At 57.1% G+C, this 17,151-nt stretch carries 19 protein-coding genes, 1 tRNA gene and 1 pseudogene; 13 read left to right on the plus strand and 8 right to left on the minus strand.

The window, feature by feature from the left end; translation table 11 throughout:
• The first annotated feature begins 4 nt into the window (after positions 1–4).
• Positions 5–1,435, plus strand: a complete 1,431-nt coding sequence (locus M8Q45_RS04220; protein ID WP_249873695.1) for a DegQ family serine endoprotease — start codon at positions 5–7, stop codon at positions 1,433–1,435.
• A 58-nt stretch (positions 1,436–1,493) separates the two neighbouring features.
• Here M8Q45_RS04220 and M8Q45_RS04225 read toward each other — a convergent pair whose 3' ends face one another.
• Positions 1,494–2,927: a M48 family metalloprotease gene (locus M8Q45_RS04225; protein WP_249873696.1), complete on the minus strand. Its 1,434-nt coding sequence runs from the start codon at positions 2,925–2,927 to the stop codon at positions 1,494–1,496.
• A gap of 98 nt (positions 2,928–3,025) precedes the next feature.
• Between M8Q45_RS04225 and M8Q45_RS04230 the strand changes: the two genes are divergently transcribed.
• Together M8Q45_RS04230 and M8Q45_RS04235 are read left to right on the plus strand one after the other, a co-directional pair.
• Positions 3,026–3,265 (plus strand): sulfurtransferase TusA family protein, encoded by a 240-nt coding sequence (locus tag M8Q45_RS04230; RefSeq protein ID WP_249873697.1) that lies wholly within the window; start codon positions 3,026–3,028, stop codon positions 3,263–3,265.
• A gap of 31 nt (positions 3,266–3,296) precedes the next feature.
• A complete protein-coding gene (locus tag M8Q45_RS04235; RefSeq protein ID WP_181286681.1) occupies positions 3,297–4,367 on the plus strand; it encodes an AI-2E family transporter in 1,071 nt (356 codons plus the stop codon).
• Between the two features lie 135 nt (positions 4,368–4,502).
• Here M8Q45_RS04235 and M8Q45_RS04240 read toward each other — a convergent pair whose 3' ends face one another.
• On the minus strand, positions 4,503–4,976 hold the full coding sequence (locus M8Q45_RS04240) for a peroxiredoxin (protein WP_249873698.1): 474 nt from the start codon (positions 4,974–4,976) through the stop codon (positions 4,503–4,505).
• 10 nt (positions 4,977–4,986) lie between these two features.
• A complete protein-coding gene (locus tag M8Q45_RS04245) occupies positions 4,987–5,547 on the minus strand; it encodes a glycine cleavage system transcriptional repressor (protein ID WP_003184325.1) in 561 nt (186 codons plus the stop codon).
• A 316-nt stretch (positions 5,548–5,863) separates the two neighbouring features.
• Between M8Q45_RS04245 and dapA the strand changes: the two genes are divergently transcribed.
• From dapA to M8Q45_RS04280, 7 genes are all read left to right on the plus strand, one after another.
• Entirely contained in the window at positions 5,864–6,742 is an 879-nt protein-coding gene (dapA, locus tag M8Q45_RS04250) for a 4-hydroxy-tetrahydrodipicolinate synthase (protein WP_249873699.1), read from the plus strand.
• Between the two features lie 17 nt (positions 6,743–6,759).
• Entirely contained in the window at positions 6,760–7,875 is a 1,116-nt protein-coding gene (gene bamC, locus M8Q45_RS04255) for an NlpB/DapX family lipoprotein (RefSeq protein WP_249873700.1), read from the plus strand.
• A 4-nt stretch (positions 7,876–7,879) separates the two neighbouring features.
• The gene (locus M8Q45_RS04260) at positions 7,880–8,638 is read left to right on the plus strand and encodes an MBL fold metallo-hydrolase (protein WP_249873701.1); all 759 of its coding nucleotides are present in this window, start codon (positions 7,880–7,882) and stop codon (positions 8,636–8,638) included.
• A gap of 27 nt (positions 8,639–8,665) precedes the next feature.
• The gene (gene purC / locus M8Q45_RS04265; RefSeq protein WP_025212375.1) at positions 8,666–9,379 is read left to right on the plus strand and encodes a phosphoribosylaminoimidazolesuccinocarboxamide synthase; all 714 of its coding nucleotides are present in this window, start codon (positions 8,666–8,668) and stop codon (positions 9,377–9,379) included.
• An 83-nt stretch (positions 9,380–9,462) separates the two neighbouring features.
• Positions 9,463–9,552: transfer RNA gene (locus M8Q45_RS04270), tRNA-Ser, on the plus strand.
• A gap of 714 nt (positions 9,553–10,266) precedes the next feature.
• Positions 10,267–10,521, plus strand: a complete 255-nt coding sequence (locus M8Q45_RS04275; RefSeq protein WP_249873702.1) for a hypothetical protein — start codon at positions 10,267–10,269, stop codon at positions 10,519–10,521.
• 74 nt (positions 10,522–10,595) lie between these two features.
• Positions 10,596–11,711 carry a reverse transcriptase family protein gene (locus M8Q45_RS04280; RefSeq protein WP_249873703.1) on the plus strand — a complete coding sequence of 372 codons (1,116 nt, stop codon included), beginning with the start codon at positions 10,596–10,598 and terminating at the stop codon, positions 11,709–11,711.
• Positions 11,712–11,876: 165 nt separating this feature from the next.
• Here M8Q45_RS04280 and M8Q45_RS04285 read toward each other — a convergent pair whose 3' ends face one another.
• On the minus strand, positions 11,877–12,614 hold the full coding sequence (locus M8Q45_RS04285) for a hypothetical protein (RefSeq protein ID WP_249873704.1): 738 nt from the start codon (positions 12,612–12,614) through the stop codon (positions 11,877–11,879).
• A gap of 187 nt (positions 12,615–12,801) precedes the next feature.
• Between M8Q45_RS04285 and M8Q45_RS04290 the strand changes: the two genes are divergently transcribed.
• Complete coding sequence (locus M8Q45_RS04290; RefSeq protein ID WP_249873705.1) at positions 12,802–13,356, plus strand: hypothetical protein; 555 nt, start codon at positions 12,802–12,804, stop codon at positions 13,354–13,356.
• Between the two features lie 215 nt (positions 13,357–13,571).
• Positions 13,572–13,760, plus strand: coding sequence for an AbrB/MazE/SpoVT family DNA-binding domain-containing protein (locus tag M8Q45_RS04295; RefSeq protein WP_249873706.1), 189 nt, complete (start codon positions 13,572–13,574; stop codon positions 13,758–13,760).
• Positions 13,761–13,843: 83 nt separating this feature from the next.
• Here the strand turns inward: M8Q45_RS04295 and M8Q45_RS04300 are convergent, their stop codons facing one another.
• The 4 genes from M8Q45_RS04300 to M8Q45_RS04315 all read right to left on the minus strand — a co-directional run bounded on the left by M8Q45_RS04300 (position 13,844) and on the right by M8Q45_RS04315 (position 15,978).
• Positions 13,844–14,260 (minus strand): type II toxin-antitoxin system YafO family toxin, encoded by a 417-nt coding sequence (locus M8Q45_RS04300; protein ID WP_249873707.1) that lies wholly within the window; start codon positions 14,258–14,260, stop codon positions 13,844–13,846.
• Positions 14,261–14,544: 284 nt separating this feature from the next.
• Complete coding sequence (locus tag M8Q45_RS04305; protein WP_249873708.1) at positions 14,545–14,811, minus strand: short-chain dehydrogenase; 267 nt, start codon at positions 14,809–14,811, stop codon at positions 14,545–14,547.
• Positions 14,812–15,292: 481 nt separating this feature from the next.
• Positions 15,293–15,697, minus strand: a complete 405-nt coding sequence (locus tag M8Q45_RS04310; RefSeq protein ID WP_186643715.1) for a hypothetical protein — start codon at positions 15,695–15,697, stop codon at positions 15,293–15,295.
• The gene (locus M8Q45_RS04315; protein ID WP_186636004.1) at positions 15,697–15,978 is read right to left on the minus strand and encodes a hypothetical protein; all 282 of its coding nucleotides are present in this window, start codon (positions 15,976–15,978) and stop codon (positions 15,697–15,699) included. The genes M8Q45_RS04310 and M8Q45_RS04315 overlap by 1 nt, the downstream gene beginning before the upstream one ends.
• Positions 15,979–16,330: 352 nt before the next feature.
• Between M8Q45_RS04315 and M8Q45_RS28515 the strand changes: the two are divergent.
• Positions 16,331–17,107: pseudogene (locus M8Q45_RS28515) on the plus strand (MCP four helix bundle domain-containing protein); the annotation flags it as partial.
• Positions 17,108–17,151: the final 44 nt, after the last annotated feature.

A 17,151-nucleotide genomic window follows, 5' to 3' on the forward strand; every position in this document is an offset into this window, starting at 1 on the left:
CCGTATGTCGATACCACGCTTGAAAACCTATCTTTCCATATTTGCCACCGTGCTGGTCCTCGGTCAGGCCGTACCTGCCGTGGCAGTGGAATTACCGGACTTCACACAACTGGTTGAACAGGCTTCGCCCGCTGTCGTGAATATCAGTACCACGCAGAAGTTGCCGGATCGCCGTGTCTCGGACCAGCAGATGCCGGACCTGGAAGGTCTCCCGCCGATGCTGCGCGAGTTCTTCGAGCGCGGTATGCCGCAGCAACCGCGTTCGCCTGGGGGCGGTCGCCAGCGTGAAGCCCAGTCCCTTGGGTCAGGTTTCATCATTTCGTCGGATGGCTACATCCTGACCAACAACCACGTGATCGCCGATGCCGATGAGATCCTGGTGCGCCTGGCCGATCGCAGCGAGCTGAAGGCCAAGCTGGTCGGCACCGACCCGCGCTCCGATGTGGCGCTGTTGAAAATCGATGGCAAGGACCTACCGGTGCTCAAGCTGGGCAAATCCCAGGATCTGAAAGCCGGCCAGTGGGTCGTGGCAATCGGTTCGCCGTTCGGTTTCGACCACACCGTGACCCAAGGGATTGTCAGTGCTATCGGACGCAGCCTGCCGAACGAAAACTATGTGCCTTTCATCCAGACCGACGTGCCGATCAACCCGGGCAATTCCGGTGGCCCATTGTTCAACCTCAACGGTGAAGTGGTGGGCATCAATTCCCAGATCTATACCCGTTCGGGCGGTTTCATGGGCGTTTCGTTCGCCATTCCGATCGATGTCGCCATGGATGTATCCAACCAGCTGAAAAGCGAGGGCAAGGTCAGTCGCGGTTGGTTGGGTGTGGTCATCCAGGAAGTGAACAAGGATCTGGCTGAGTCGTTCGGGCTGGAGAAACCCGCCGGTGCGTTGGTTGCGCAGATTCAGGAAGGTGGCCCGGCCGCCAAGGGTGGCTTGCAGGTGGGTGACGTAATCCTCAGCCTCAACGGCCAGCCAATCATCATGTCCGCCGACTTGCCACATCTGGTGGGCGCGCTCAAGGCTGGCGCCAAGGCCAACCTGGAAGTGATCCGCGAGGGCAAGCGCAAGAATGTCGAGTTGACTGTCGGCGCGATCCCGGAAGAGGGTAAAGAACTCGAATCGCAGCCCAAGTCCGGCGTTGAGCGCAGCAGCAATCGCCTCGGTGTCGCGGTGGTCGAGCTGACCGAAGAGCAGAAACGGACCCTGGAGTTGCAAGGTGGCGTGGTGATCAAGGAGGTGCAGGACGGTCCTGCTGCGCTGATCGGCCTGCAACCTGGCGACATCATTACGCACCTGAACAACCAGGCCATCGGCTCCGCCAAGGAGTTCACTGACATTGCCAAGGCATTGCCGAAGAACCGCTCGGTGTCGATGCGCGTGCTGCGTCAGGGACGTGCCAGCTTCATCACCTTCAAACTGGCCGAATAAGCCGAGCTGAAAAAAAACCGCCTCGAGTCGAGGCGGTTTTTTTATGCCTGATGGATATTCAACCCATCATGTCCTTGACCATCCGCTCTTGTTCCATGAGCTCCCGCTGTCGGGCATCGATGCGCGACGACAACGGGAAATTGCTCCCCGCGCGTCGTTTGGCGAAGTCCAGTTGCTGGATGGCCTGGCGGTAATCGCCAACCAGCGCGAAATACTCGGCACGGGCCTGGTGCAAACCGATGATATTGCCCGACAAGCCGCGAGTCTCCGCCACCATGTACCAGACGTCCGGATCGTCCGGACGGCTTTTGAGCAGGGTTTTCAGCGCTTTTTCCGCATCGGCGGGACGATTCTGCTTCAGTAGCAGGTCGACGCGGACCTGGTTGAGCGGGTAATTGCCCGGGTACTGGGCCAGTAGCCGGTCGACCCGAGATTGAGCGTCTGGCAGCTTGTTGCTGGTGATGTCCAGATCCACTTGGGCCAGGTTGTAGATGATTTCGTTGGGTGATTTGGCCAGCAGCGGCTTGAGGTTTTCACGGGCTTCATTCAACTGGCCGCCCTTGACCTGGGCAATTGCCAGGCCATAGCGAGCCACGTCGTTCTTCGGGTTTTCGTCGAGCAGGGCGCGGAAGCGCTTGGCGGCCAGTCCCGGGGTTTCTTCATACGTCAACTGGACCCGCGCGCGAATCAGTTGATAGCGCATGCTGTCCTCGATGCCCCCCGGCTTGGCCTGTTCGGCACGGTTGCGGGTGTCGGCGATACGCGACTCGGTCACCGGGTGAGTCAGCAGGAACTCCGGGGGACGGGCGTCAAACCGGTACTGGCGCATCAGCCGTTCGAACATGGTCGGCATCGACCGTGGATCATAGCCGGCCTTTTCCAAATTCTGGATGCCGATGCGGTCGGCCTCCTGCTCGTTCTGGCGCGAGAAACGCCGTTGTTCCTGGATGGCGGCGGCCTGGGTCCCGGCGATGGCGGCAATCCCGGCATCGCCCCCGCCAGCCGCGGCGACCACGATGCCCGCCAGCAGCGCCGCCATCATTGGCACTTGCATACGCTGCTGGGCTTCCACGCCACGGGCGAAGTGGCGTTGCGACAAGTGCGCCAGTTCGTGGGCCATGACCGAGGCGTATTCGCCTTCGGTCTGCGCATTGAGGAACAGGCCGCCGTTGACCCCGACGATTCCGCCGGGTGCGGCGAAGGCGTTGAGCTGTGGGCTGTTGATCAGGATGAACTCCAGGCGCCGGTCATTGACCTGGCTGGTTTCCACCAGTTTGTAGACGCTGGTTTCGACGTAATCCTTGAGCTGCGGGTCGTTGAGTTGCGAGACCTGGCTACGCAGCAGGGCCAGCCAGGCGCGACCCAACTGGTGCTCCTGTTCCGGCGAGACGATGGCAGAACTGGCATCGCCAAGTGACGGCAGGTCGTCGGCGAAGCCCGGTGAGGCGAGCAGGCAAGCGAGCGTCAGCAGGGTGGGGCGCAGAAATGTCATGCACGAAGCCTTAGTCGACAAAGACCTTACTGTAGCCGGACAGCGTGTCCGGGACCAGATATTCTAGGCGGCTCGACGACCTGTTGCGGAGTGAAGCAATGACCGATGATGTAGCCCACGATGCCGAACTGGACGCCAGCGGCCTGAATTGTCCGTTGCCGTTGCTCAAGGCCAAGTTGGAACTCAATCGCCTGGCCAGTGGTGCCGTGCTCAAGGTAACCGCCACGGACGCGGGCTCCCAGCGTGATTTCCGCACCTTCGCGCGATTGGCCGGTCATACGCTGCTGCGCGAAGAGGACAACAACGGCGTCTACCGTTACTGGTTGAAAAAGGCCTGAAAGCCGACAGCCCTCCTAATAAGGATTTTTAATGTTCAAAGTGTTACGCGACTGGATCCAGCGCTACTTCTCGGATGAAGAAGCCGTGGTGTTGGCCGTGCTGCTGTTCCTCGGATTCACTGCGGTCCTGACACTGGGCGGCATGCTCGCACCCGTGTTGGCGGGGATGGTGTTGGCGTACCTGATGCAAGGCCTGGTGACCACGTTGGAGCGTATGCGGCTGCCGGGTTCCTTGGCGGTGGGGCTGGTGTTCGCCTTGTTCATGGGCCTCCTGGTGGTGTTCCTGGTGGTGATCGTGCCCTTGCTCTGGCATCAGTTGGTGACCCTGTTCAACGAGCTGCCAGGAATGCTCGCCAAGTGGCAATCGCTGCTGCTGTTACTGCCTGAGCGCTACCCCCATCTGGTTTCGGATGAACAGGTGCTGCAGACGATCGAAGTGGTGCGCGGTGAGATCGGCAAGTTCGGCCAGTGGGCGCTGACGTTTTCCCTGTCCAGCTTGCCGCTGCTGGTAAACATCATGATCTACCTGGTGCTGGTGCCGATCCTGGTGTTTTTCTTCCTCAAGGACCGGGAAATGATCGGGCGCTGGGTGCGTGGATATCTGCCCCGGGAGCGGGCGCTGATCACCCGGGTCGCCCAGGAAATGAACCGGCAGATCGCCAATTACATCCGCGGCAAGGTCATCGAGATCTTCATTTGCGGCGGCGTGACCTACATTGGCTTCGTCGCCCTGGGCCTCAACTACGCGGCATTGCTGGCCTTGCTAGTGGGCATTTCCGTGGTGGTGCCTTACGTCGGCACCGTGGTCGTGACGGTGCCGGTGGCGCTGATTGCACTGTTCCAGTGGGGCTGGAGCGATCAGTTCATCTACCTGATGGCGGTCTACGGAATCATCCAGACGCTGGACGGCAACGTGCTGGTGCCGCTGCTGTTTTCCGAGGCGGTGAACCTGCATCCGGTGGCGATCATCTGCGCGGTGCTGTTGTTTGGCGGGTTGTGGGGGTTCTGGGGGGTGTTCTTCGCGATCCCCCTGGCGACGCTGTTCAAGGCGGTGCTGGATGCGTGGCCGAGCAAGGAGCCGGTGGTGGCGCCGTTGCTATAGCGGTCAATCTGAACGAGCTGGTGAGGCTGATGGCCCCTTCGCGAGCAAGCTCGCTCCCACAGGGATTTGATTAACGACACAATCCAGTGTGGGAGTGAGCTTGCTCGCGATAGCGCCAGTACAGGCAACGAGATTTCAGGCCTTGTTAAGGGCCTGAGCCGCCGCCAACACTGCATCCACATGCCCCGGCACTTTCACGCCGCGCCATTCCTGGCGCAGCACGCCATCCTTGTCGATCAGGAATGTGCTGCGGTCAATGCCCAGGTATTCCTTCCCGTATAGTTTTTTCAGCTTGATCACATCGAACAGCTGGCAAACCGCTTCGTCCTTGTCGCTGATCAGCTCGAAGGGGAACTCCTGCTTGCACTTGAAGTTCTCGTGGGACTTGAGGCTGTCCCGGGAGACGCCGAACACTTCGGTGTTGGCAGCCTGGAATTGCGCGTACTGATCGCGGAACCCCTGGCCTTCGGTGGTGCAGCCGGGGGTGCTGTCTTTCGGGTAGAAGTAGATGACCACCTGCTTGCCCTTCAAGGCCGCGAGGTTGATGGTCTGCCCGCTGGTGGCGGGCGCTTGGAAATCGGTAACCGGCTGGTCGACGGCAACGGCCATGAACGCTTCCTTACATTGGGTTTTGTGGGCGCCACGGTTCGATCAGGGCATCCAGGTTCATCGCGTCGGCGAAATCCAGGAACTGATCGCGCAGCCAACTGATCTGGGTGCCGGCCGGCAGTGTCACGGTGAACGTAGCGTTGAGCATGGTCCCGCCGGTCTGCGGCGCCTGGTAGGTGTCGCAGGTCAGGTTCTCCAGCTCGACGTGATGGTCCATGAAGAACTGGCACAGCTCGTTGATGATGTCCGGGCGGTAGGCCGAGCTCACGTAGGCCACATAGGGCAGGGCCTGGGGACGATTTTCCAGTGCCGCGCTGCGGACCACGTTGACGGTGAACGCGTGCTTCTTGGCCAGTACGGGCAGGCTGCCCTCCAGGCGGGCCAGGGCGTCCCAGCTGCCGGAGATTTCCAGCACGAGCGCGCTGCATTCGCCATGGCGAGTCAGGCGTGACGTCACGACGGCACAGCGATTCTCATGGCTGGCGCGGCACAGGACGTTAGTCAGCTCCATGGGGTTGGCGCCAAGGGCACTGATGACAAGGAATTGTTCGCGGACTGTGGGGGTGGACATGCAGCATTCCTAAAGCGATGAGCGGTCGATACGTTTCAGCTCGGCGCGGTGACAGCCCTGGGAAAACGAACGGTTCAAGCCCTGTGCCTGGAGGGGGCAGTGCGTTGCGGGACAACACAAATACACCCGGGACAAACGCAGGATCGGGGCTTGTAGCGACGAAAACGGAGGCTGGAAACCGGCGTATGAGCTTATCAGTACCGATCAAAGCCTGAAGGGTAGCGAAAACCGTCGCCAAGGGGAATGGGAGTTCGCTTGTACAAGCATCTTGGCGCCAGTACCATTACCGCTCTCTTTTTCCGGCAGGAGCGGTTTCATGATTGCGGGCAGTATGGTGGCACTGGTCACTCCCATGGATGCACAAGGGCGTCTTGACTGGGACAGCCTCAGCAAACTCGTGGACTTCCACCTCAAGAGCGGCACCCATGCCATCGTCGCAGTCGGTACTACCGGCGAGTCGGCAACCCTTGATGTTGAAGAACACATCGCCGTGATCAAAGCCGTGGTCAAACAGGTTGCCGGACGCATTCCGGTCATCGCCGGCACGGGCGCCAACTCGACCCGCGAAGCCGTCGAACTGACCCGCAACGCCAAGGCAGCCGGCGCCGATGCCTGCCTGCTAGTCGTTCCGTACTACAACAAGCCGACCCAGGAAGGCTTGTACCAGCATTTCAAGCACATTGCCGAAGCCGTCGACATCCCGCAGATCCTCTATAACGTTCCCGGCCGCACCTCCTGCGACATGCAGGCCGAGACCGTGATCCGCCTGTCCACCGTGCCGAACATCATCGGCATCAAGGAAGCCACCGGCGACCTGAAGCGCGCCAAGGCCATTCTCGATGGCGTGGACAAGGATTTCCTCGTGCTGTCCGGTGATGATCCGACCGCTGTCGAGCTGATCCTGATGGGGGGCAAGGGCAACATTTCCGTCACCGCCAACGTTGCCCCGCGCGAAATGGCCGACCTGTGCGAGGCCGCTCTCAATGGCGACGCCGAGACCGCTCGGGCACTGAACGAAAAACTGATGCCGCTGCACAGGGACCTGTTCATCGAAGCCAACCCGATCCCGGTGAAGTTTGCCCTGGTCGAAATGGGCCTGATGCACGAAGGCATCCGCCTGCCACTGACCTGGCTGAGCACCCCTTGTCACGAAACGCTGCGGCAGGCCATGCGCCAGTCCGGCGTCCTGGTTTAATTGAGGAAGTACAACGCATGAAGCGAATGGCCGGACTTTCCGCACTTGCCTTGATTATCTCCAGCACCAGTGGCTGCGGATGGATCTGGGGGCCGGAAGGTTACTTCCGCGATCGTGGTAGCGATTACCTGCAAGCGCAACAGACTGCACCGATGCAACTGCCGCCGGACGTCAGCGTCGCCAAGCGCCTGGATCCGCTGCTGCCGATCCCGCGCAACGTCGCCGACGACAGCGTCAAGGGCGAATACGTTGTCCCGCGTCCTCAGCCGCTGTCGGCCGTGGCCGATGCCAGCGACTACACCCTGCAGAAGAGCGGCGATTCGAGCTGGGTCATGGGCCAGCATCCACCGGCCGAAGTCTGGCCCGTGGCAATCCAGTTCTTCCAGGACAACGGTTTCCGCCTGGACGAGCAGCGCCCACAGACCGGCGAGTTCACCACCACCTGGCAGCGTTCCGATGAACTGTCCGCCGCCATGGCCAAGCGCCTGAGCGCCGCCGGTGTCGCAACCGACAGCGAAACCCGCGTGCGCGTGCGGATCGAGCCGGGCGTGCAGCGCAACACCAGTGAGATCTACGTGGTCAGCGCCGAGCGTCCCGCCGGCAGCACCGCCGACGTGGCCTTCACCAACCGTTCGGTCAACACCGGCCTCGATGCCGCGCTGGTGGACGACATGCTTGCTAGCATGAGCCGCACCGCCGAGCAGGGCGGCTCGGTGTCGATGCTCGCCACCCGCGACTACGACACGCCAAGCCGCGTCAGCCTGAGCGAGGACGGCAGCGGAAACCCGGTGCTCAACGTCGGTTCCGACCTCGACCGTGCCTGGTCGAGCGTAGGCCGTGCGCTGGAGCAGGGCGAATGGCGTGTTGAAGACATCAACCGCAGCCTGGGCCTGTACTACATCAACCTCGCCGAAAAAGCCGAGAAGAAAGACGACAAGCCTGGCTTCTTCAGTGGCCTGTTCGGCAGCAAGCCGGACAAGGAAGAAATCGAAGCCCGCGCCGAGCGTTACCAGGTTCGCCTGAGCAAGGTCGGCGACAACGTCCAGGTCACCGTCGAGAAGAACATCAACACCGTGGCGCCGGCCGATGTGGCTCGCAAGGTGTTGGGCGTGATTCAGGACAACCTGGGCTGATCCGATGCGTTTTGCCGTTCTCGGCAGCGGTAGCCAGGGGAACGGCACGCTGATAGCCAGTGCTGGCACGTACGTGCTGGTCGATTGTGGTTTCTCCCTGCGGGAAACCGAGAAGCGCCTGTTGCGCCTGGGTGTGCACCCGGCGCAACTGAGCGCGATATTGGTGACCCACGAACATGCCGACCACGTGCATGGCGTGGGTTTGCTGTCTCGGCGCTACAATCTGCCGGTGTACCTGAGCCGTGGGACGCTGGAAGGCCTGCGCAAGCCCATCGAGCCAGCCGGGTTCGTGGCCGGTGGCGAACAACTGCGTATCGGCGGGCTGGATATCAATGTGGTCAGCGTGGCCCACGATGCCCGGGAGCCGACGCAATATGTGTTCAGCGACGGCGAGCGGCGCTTCGGATTGCTCACCGACCTGGGGTCGTATTGCGACCGGGTCATGGACAGCTACCGGGATCTCGATGCATTGATGATCGAGTCCAACCACTGCCGTGACATGCTGGCGCGTGGTTACTACCCGTACTTCCTCAAGCAGCGGGTTGGCGGGGAGCACGGACATTTGAACAACCACCAGGCGGCGTACCTGGTGGCCGAGTTGGGCTGGCAAGGCCTGCAACACCTGGTCCTGGCCCATCTGAGCAGCAAGAACAACCTGCCGCAGCTGGCCCGGCAATGTTTTGTCGACACCCTCGGGTGCGACCCGGACTGGCTGCAACTGGCCGATCAAGATTCAGGGCTCGACTGGCGACATATCGCCTAGCCCACTACTTAGCAAGCGGAGCCCATCATGGAAAAACGTGAAGAACTCTACCGCGGCAAAGCCAAGTCGGTTTACAAGACCGACGACGCTGACCGCTTGATCCTGCTGTTTCGCAACGACACCTCGGCGTTCGACGGCAAGCGTATCGAACAGCTGGACCGCAAGGGCATGGTGAACAACAAGTTCAACGCCTTCATCATGCAGAAGCTCGAAGCCGCCGGCGTGCCGACCCAGTTCGACAAGCTGCTGGGCGACAACGAATGCCTGGTCAAGAAGCTGGACATGATCCCGGTCGAGTGCGTCGTGCGTAACTATGCCGCCGGCAGCCTGGTCAAGCGCCTGGGCGTGGAAGAGGGCATGAAGCTCAACCCTTACACGTTCGAGCTGTTCCTGAAGGACGACGCCAAGGGCGACCCGTTCATCAACGAATCCCACGTCGTGGCATTCGGTTGGGGCACCGCCGAGCAACTGGCACGCATGAAGGAATTGTCCCTCAAGGTCAACGAAGTGCTGACCAAGCTGTTCGACGACGCCGGCCTGCTGCTGGTGGACTTCAAGCTTGAATTCGGCGTATTCAGCGACGGCTCCATCGTCCTGGGCGACGAGTTCAGCCCGGACGGCTGCCGCCTCTGGGACAAGGACACCAAGAAGAAGATGGACAAGGACCGCTTCCGCCAGGGCCTCGGTGACGTCATCGAAGCCTACGAAGAAGTCGCCCAGCGCCTGGGTGTACCGCTGTAATCCACGCAAGCATCTGATAGCACGGAAAAAATTTCGCCCGGGGGTTCGCTTCCGGCGAATGTGCTGGTATGATGCGCGCCACTGGAGAGATGCCGGAGTGGCCGAACGGGACGGATTCGAAATCCGTTGTACTGGCGACAGTACCTAGGGTTCAAATCCCTATCTCTCCGCCATACTTAGAGAAGCCCCGCAGATTAACGTCTGCGGGGCTTTTTCGTTTCTGGATTGTACGTAGGGTTTGTACGTAGGCGTCAACCGCTAGCTGAGCGGTAATTGTATGTTGGAATCGTGGGGGTCTTTTGCTCGGCGATGCCACCTCAAGCTTGAGGATGACGTGCTCATTCGCGGTCTGCCTAAGTGCCCACAATCCCCCTTAGGTCTTTAATGGCATAACGACATCTTTTATTTGCATATCCGTCCTGTGGCGGTTATAAATGGGTTGTTGGGCGTACCGTCCAAGTGCTCTTTAAACATGGTTATATTCTCTGGGCTTGCAGTTGGTGGTCGGGTAACCGACCGGCTTTGATGTTCGTCAAGGCTACCTCTCCGCAACGACCCGTTCCTCACGTCGTACCTGTACGCTGACGTGAAGTCCTGCTGTCCTAAGGTTTCGCCTATCATTCGCTCTGAGCGGTATTGCGGCCTTAGGCGTTGGCCAGGTGCTTCGCTGTTCGTTGGCTGATGCAATTAGCGTTAGCTCAATGCTTCGCTATTCGTTGATGGGTGCAATTTGAGGTGACGTGGAGCAATACGTGGCGGCGGCGGCTTATCGATCTTGATAAATCAAGATCGATAAGCAGAACTGTGGTTTGTAGTGGTGTCTTGGTAGTTCCATTCGGCCCGGAATGCTTTGGCGGCGGCAATTCCCACCACCAGGAGCTACACCCATGTTGCGTTTAAAGAAAGCGGCTCGTCCTCGGACTGAGCTGAAACAGCACAATAACCAAGACACCCGCGTTACAGTCGACAATCAGGACTCAAAGAAGGAAAGAGGGAAGGGTAATCGTATCAAGCGCCTCCGCGATGTAATCGAGGCTCTTGTGATTCGCCAAGTCCTTCTGGATGTCTGGGAGAACCGGCTAGAGTACTGGGAGCTTGCCTGTGATAAAGCGGACAAGCTCATTGAGGTGCTAACCTCATGACGCAGCAAACCACATCATTCGAATTCTGAAGGGCCGATATCTGTATCGGCCCTTCGTCGTTTCAGGGATGGAAGATGGAAGCCCCCGTATATCCGTATAGGTCAATCCACAGCATCAGAGCCTTGGCGCTAGCGCTTGGTGAGAGCGAACAGTTGCTCGAAAGGCTTGCCGTTCGCGCGGACCGCATGTATCGCCATGTGCCTCAAGAGAAGAAAGGCAAGCCTGGCGAGACGCGGGACACTTACGATGCTCATGAGCCGCTTAAGCGGGTTCAGCGAAAGATCGTTGATAGAGTGCTGTCCAGGGCGAGCTTTCCGGTGTATCTGCATGGGGGCATAAAAGACCGCAAGTCTCCAAGGAGTATTCATAGCAATGCTGCTGTGCATGCTGGTGCAAGATTCGTCATTCTTCAAGACATCAAGAACTTCTATCCCTCCATCTCAAAAAACCATGTGGACGCCATGTTCCAAGGGTTATTCGGATTCGGAGCCGTTGTAGCGGCATTGTTGTCATCGCTATGTACTCGTGATGGAAGTACGCCTCAAGGGGCTAGCACGAGCGGCTACATCGCAAACTTAGTGTTCTGGGATGTGGAGCCGAAGATTGTGCAAGACCTTCTGGAGAAAGGCTTTCAGTACTCTCGCTTCGCTGATGACATTACCATCTCCTGTGCTCGTGAGCCTGTGACGGACGAGCTTTCCACTATTATTTCAACCATTACTGGGATGCTCGCTGCTAAAGGGTGTCATCAGAAGCGGAGCAAGCTCCACGTGCGCGTACGTGGGCAGGGTATTCAGGCAGAAGACTCTACTTTCCAGCCGGTCACGGTCACAGGATTGAGCGTTTTCAATGGCTCTCCTGGTCTCACCAAGTCGGAGCGGAAGCGAATACGATCTGCAGTCAGGGAGCTTGAGCTTTGCACCGAGTCGATCCACGATTGGGCTGCGCTTGAGCCGATGTATCACCGTGCAATGGGCCGTGTCGGAAGGTTGCTGGCCTGCGGTCACCCTGATGGTGAGCTTTTGAAGGCTCGGCTCAATGTGGTTATGCGGTCTTATCAGAAACCCTTGCTTGAGCGCTATCAGCAAGAGCTTGCAGAGCGCTGTACGGGCATAGCTGATGTTGCCCGCAGCGCTATACCGCGACCTATTCAGTCATCTGAATCGGTTGGCCCCTTGCCCTGGGAGTGATAGCAGGGCGAAGTATTGCTATTCCCCGCAACCCTGGGAAAACGGGGACAGACCACGATTATGCGGCAGGGCGATTACAAGTGAACTCAAAATCGTGGTCTGTCCCCCGTTTCTCGCCGTTTCTCCTTTTTTCAGATTATCTAGAAAACCTTGTGATTCAATGAGTTATGGTTGTTTTTCTTTTTGGGTTGTACTACTCGTTTGTACTACTAATCCCGGTAGGTTTGCGGGATTTCCCCCAAGGTACATGCGATTGAGCAGTACACCACATGCCCGTAGCGAATTCTGAAGCTCCACGGTTCCCTCCAACGCCTCTCGAACCCAGCACGCGGGGTAGTCTTTCTCCCTGTGTCTGAAGCCTTCGACCTTGCCTCCCCTGTTCTCATCTATGAATGAAATGGACGGATTGTGAACGATCAGTTGATGATGTTTGACCATGTTCATGAAGGCATGCGTATACCCAAACCACTCTGAAGTGAGAGCGCCGCTCAGGCAATCTTTGAGTTCTCCAGTGGGAAGGGCGGCTTCCACATCTTGGATATAGAAATTGCGTTTCAGCGGCACTGGCACTACAAGGCCATTCAGCAACTGCCCAAAGCTGTCGTATGAATTGCGGGTGATTGCAATGCAGGCAATCAGGTTGGCCTCGCTGACTAGGCCAGCTTCATGAACTGCACCGTCCTCGTCATCGCATCCAAGTATTCGTTGGGCAAACTTTATTCCGTGAGGATCGTTTTCAGCGTTGAATGCGGTGAAGGCATCGCGAGCGAGGCACTTGTGGTATGTGAAGATATCGCGTGAGCGACCAAGAGAGTTGATGATCTGAACAAGCCTTTTGCTTGTCTCTGGCTGGCGAATCTTAACCTGTGCCCTCAACGCTTCCAGGTTCCATGCTTCATTCATATTCACTTCCTTTTGCGTGGTAGTGACCGAGTTTAGCCTGAGTCTCTGCCCGGCAGACGTCTGTAATACGCTCGCTACGTTCCTGTCTGTCTTGGCTCTGCCGCCGTCTAAGGACTGGTGCTCCGGCAATGATGGCGGGTTGCAATGCTTGCGGCTAACCTGTGCGAATCAAACAGGGACGTTCGCCATGAACACTCAGATCATGATTGCAGTGCTCATATTTAGCATCGGGGGCGCCATCATGCCCTCGGCTCAAGCCTTAACGCAGGATGAGGCTGATCGTGCTGTCAAGGCTATGAGCGAAAGGGATGCTCGCCAAGCGAGGGGGCAATCGACTCGACTTGAAGACTGCAAGCCCTACTCCTCAGCACAGACCAGTCTTTCAAAAGAATTCCTCGATTGTGTTTTTCGAAACCAGTCAATACTGAACGCGGAGCGGGCAGAGAAGCAAAAGGTGGAGACCGAGCAAGCGCTACAGGCAATGCGTCGGAACAGCCCTTCGCACTCCGGCTGGTCTTACCAACGGTGCGTTATAAAGAATGTACCGGACGCACAGAACGATTTTATCGCTCGAACAATAGATCAGGACTGCCAACAATATCCTTACTATGCAAAAAAGTTGGAGACCGATTTTTTCGGGTACAAAACCGCAGATGAATGCACGCTCGATGCTGGAAAAAAGAAGGCCAGCCGAATTGCTTACATCCTGATCAAGCGTGCATGTGACGGTCTGTATCCGTAAGGTGCTTTTTGAACGGGGACGCGAGACAGACCACGATTATGAAGTGGGGCGATTAAAAGTGAACTCAAAATCTTGGCCTGTCTCCCGTTTCCTTCAGAGTCTTGCCGTTTCACAGCAAACCACTGTTGGAACTGTGTAAAAGAAACTATGCAAGAGCGGTGCAATATCGTCATGATGTGTAATATTGCGGGAGGGTTCTGTGTCCGAGAGAAGTTATGTCTAAAGATAATGCCGAAAAAAATATGAAGACTCAGGAAGGCGTAGGATCTGTCGACCTGCTCAATAGGGACATCAAGGACAATCCTGAGAGTGTTCAGCCTGTCTCTCATGGCCTGTTGCAGCGAATTCAAGTTATTCGCAATCAGGCAGAAGCCAATCGTCGTCGCGAGCACCAAGAAGACTAAGCGTGGCTGAAAGGCATAATTAATATCGATACAGGTCTTCGAAGCGGAGAGCACGAATATTTTGCTTAGAGAGTTAGATAGCGTCAGTCATCTAGCTCAGGAAAAACGATTTTTCCTACAATCCAAGGCTGCACGATGTCGTTATGAACCGTACGTAAAAACGATCCCCATTCCGTACGGTTGTGAGCGTCTGGCCCAATGATCGTTAGCAGTAGGTAAGCATCTTTGAAATCATCATAGGCATAGATAAGCCAGAAGTCGTTGTCAGGGTCTTCTGTTAGGGCTGTGCGATAGTACTGACGGTCGATTTTGGCCCAGCGAGCTTGTGTTTCTGCAGTGCTCGCCAAATGGATGTGACACATATCACTCAGATCGAGCTGTTCATCTCTGCCAAAGATAGCCGGAAGCTCGCCGCACACTTTGTAATTGTAAAAGTGTGCGGCAAAATTTTTCCAGTTCTGTGTTTCTTCAAAAAGTGCGGAAATTTTAACGTCTGGCATCCACGCCTACTTTGTAATAGGAAGCTTGCCAGTGATTACAAATTTATCGAACACTTTCTGACCATCACGTGCAGCTTGTCGAACGTCAAGAAATGTCAGCTCTTCGTGAGTGACTTTTCTGCGCGCTTTCTCGACTTTTTTTGTGGTAGCCATCGGAGCCTCCGAGGTGTGTGTATTCATGCTGATCAGCTTATGTGATTAATTGGGTCCGGGCAAACCGCGGTTTGGGTGTCATCGAACCATGCTCGCTTTGCCGAAATGGGCCCCGTGAGAGGCCCTTTGAGCTAGGCCGGCTCTGCGTCCAAGCGTCGGGCGATGACATCAAGCACGTCACAACCATCCCTCAAGGAGATGCAGCACAGTTGTGCAAAGTCCTGGAGGACCACTGAATCGCTCGGAATGTCCCCTCGCATTGCGAGGTTCTCTAAAAGCTGGGTCACTGCGCGGATTCTATAGCCCGCCGTGTCAAGCAGGATGTGTAAAGGCGCAGTGGTATCGACGAAGAGGGGTTGATCGTCGGCATTACTGGTAAGAGCCATGTATCTGTTCATTTTTTAAATTCCATTTGATTGAGAACCTTCTTAATCGTCGCCAAACGAATAAGGTGGTAGCTGTACGCGGGTTGGCGAACCGGGACAAATGGAAAAACCGGCAGATCCGAAGATCTCCCACGCACAGCTACCGAAAAGCAGCATATTGCGCACGGAAGCATTCCGCAATCCGCGAGAGGTTCCTGCATATTTGTCATGGGTCGCCAAACCCAAGCCGCTCTTACGAACGACAATTGGACTATAGAGCCCTTCTGTAGAAATCATCAATCAGATGATGCGTAAGAAGATTCCCTGAATTATGTGGGCTGGAAATGTCAGAAAATTCCCTCTCTGCAATTGCGTCCCGCCGCCCTTTTTATTGCGCCCACCCCATTCTGGGATCTACATAATCACGGCGTATCGGTCGCAGTTTTGCGGCAGGTCGTCAGCAATCCAACGCCGGCCCGCTTGGGTAAGCTGGGCGTCGGCGAGTCGATAAACACTATTTCTGACGTTTGGCTTTGGCGGCTTTTTGCACGGCTGGGTAGTAACTGATGTCCAGCCTCCCCATCTTCGGCAAGGGGACGCAGGCATAGACGCTTTGGTTCGGTGCAAACCAATCTGAATCGAATAAAACCTGGACTTCATGATTCAAGTCGAACTTTGTCCGGTGGGTCAGTCCGCTTGAAGAAAAGCCAGGATCTGCGGGATCTAACACAAACTCACCAGGGTAAAGCTTCTCCGTTTTTTGAGTCGTTCCATAGGCGATTCTTACGGCGTGGTCGTCATCAAAAACAGCGACTATTAAACCGGGTCGAGCTTTTGGGCCGGGTTTCCCGACAACCTCTGGAAAATGGCACCAGACAAAATCGCCTGGTGCAGGCAGTGGACGAAAAGGAACGGTCATTAATAGAGCCTTCTGGTTACGCGTTCCTCCGGAATATCCGTAGCAGGGCTAGCGGCACGAATCGCGGCGATTTGTTCTTGGGTTAACGGGCCGTCATCCAGCTCGTACTTTGGTAAATAACGGTCAGCTAGCTGACGCAGTGCGAGGTGAGCGATTTCGGTTTTACTCAGGCCGGTCTGACGCATAAGTAACTCGATGGTCGAGAGACTGACCCCCGTCGGTGTGTCCTGTTTACGTAACCGCAGCAGGAAGCTTTCGGATTTTTCAGCGATGCTGGGCATGATGTGCTCCATGTGTAGCGTGGTCTCAAGTAAGGGAGCGTCCTGCTCCTGTACATCTCCTTCCTGAAGATGATATCTATTGTATATCAGTTTTCCAGGGTGAACATTCTCTCGAATCCTGACGGTAAGGTGCTATCTATGGCGATCTTTGAAGCCTATCGCGGCTGGAGAACCCGTGCGACGGGCTTGTATTGAGATGAAGGCTATCAATGTGGTTTTCAGAAAGGTCCTACGAAGCGCCTCACTTGGTTGAGTCGTTTCGTCACTTCTTTGTGACAATGAGACTAATGGTCTATAGCTCAAGACAAGGCTGCCGATAGGCAGGTAATCCCCCCGTGTAAGGAATGACACCATGCTGCGGTTCTTCGCCGACTTGGGCTTTCGCTGGAAAATCACCCTCCCGATGGTGTTCCTGGCTGTATTGCTGGTGCTGATGGGGGGCGCGGGCATGCGTGGGATCGGCCAGGTGACGGAGTCCAGCACGCAGCTGACCAAGCGTTATCTGCCGGCCATCAGCCTGTTGCTCAATGCGGATCGGGACCTGTACCAGGCGTTCGTTGCCGAACGGAGCTTGCTGGGCGACGGGGTGGGGACTCATGTCGAGGCGCTGCGGGCCAGTCACAGGGACAACCTGAAGCAAGCGTACGATCGCGTACAAAAATACGCGGCGATGCAGCCGGGTGCAGAGGCGCAGGCGCTGGTCGGTCAGTTCAATGACCGCTTTGCCCAGTGGTCGCAAATTTCGCGGCAGGTCGTTGAGCAAGCCGCAAGCAATCCGCAGGCGGCCAGTGCGCTGAGTTTTGGTGATGGCGAGAGCAAGTTCAACACCATGCGCGATGCCATCGACAAACTCGGTGAGTTGGAAGACGAGGCATCGCAACGGGAAGGCCAGGCGGCGATCGATCACGGACAAGCCGTGGGCCTGCAGCAGGGAGCGATTCTGTTGGTCGGTCTGCTCGGTTGCATCCTGCTGATCGTGACCTTGCCGATGGTGGTGTTGCGTCCGATGCGTCGCTTGTTGCACCGGGTTGAACAGATTGCCGAGGGCGGCGGCGATCTGAAGGGCCGTCTCGAAGTACGTTCGGCTGATGAGTTGGGCCAGCTCGGCAGTGCGTTCAACCGTTTCCTCGACAAGCTGCAACCGCTGATTGCCGAAGTGGGACGAGTGACCGG

It is taken from the genome of Pseudomonas sp. T1.Ur, assembly GCF_023516725.1.
GTDB lineage: Bacteria > Pseudomonadota > Gammaproteobacteria > Pseudomonadales > Pseudomonadaceae > Aquipseudomonas > Aquipseudomonas alvandae.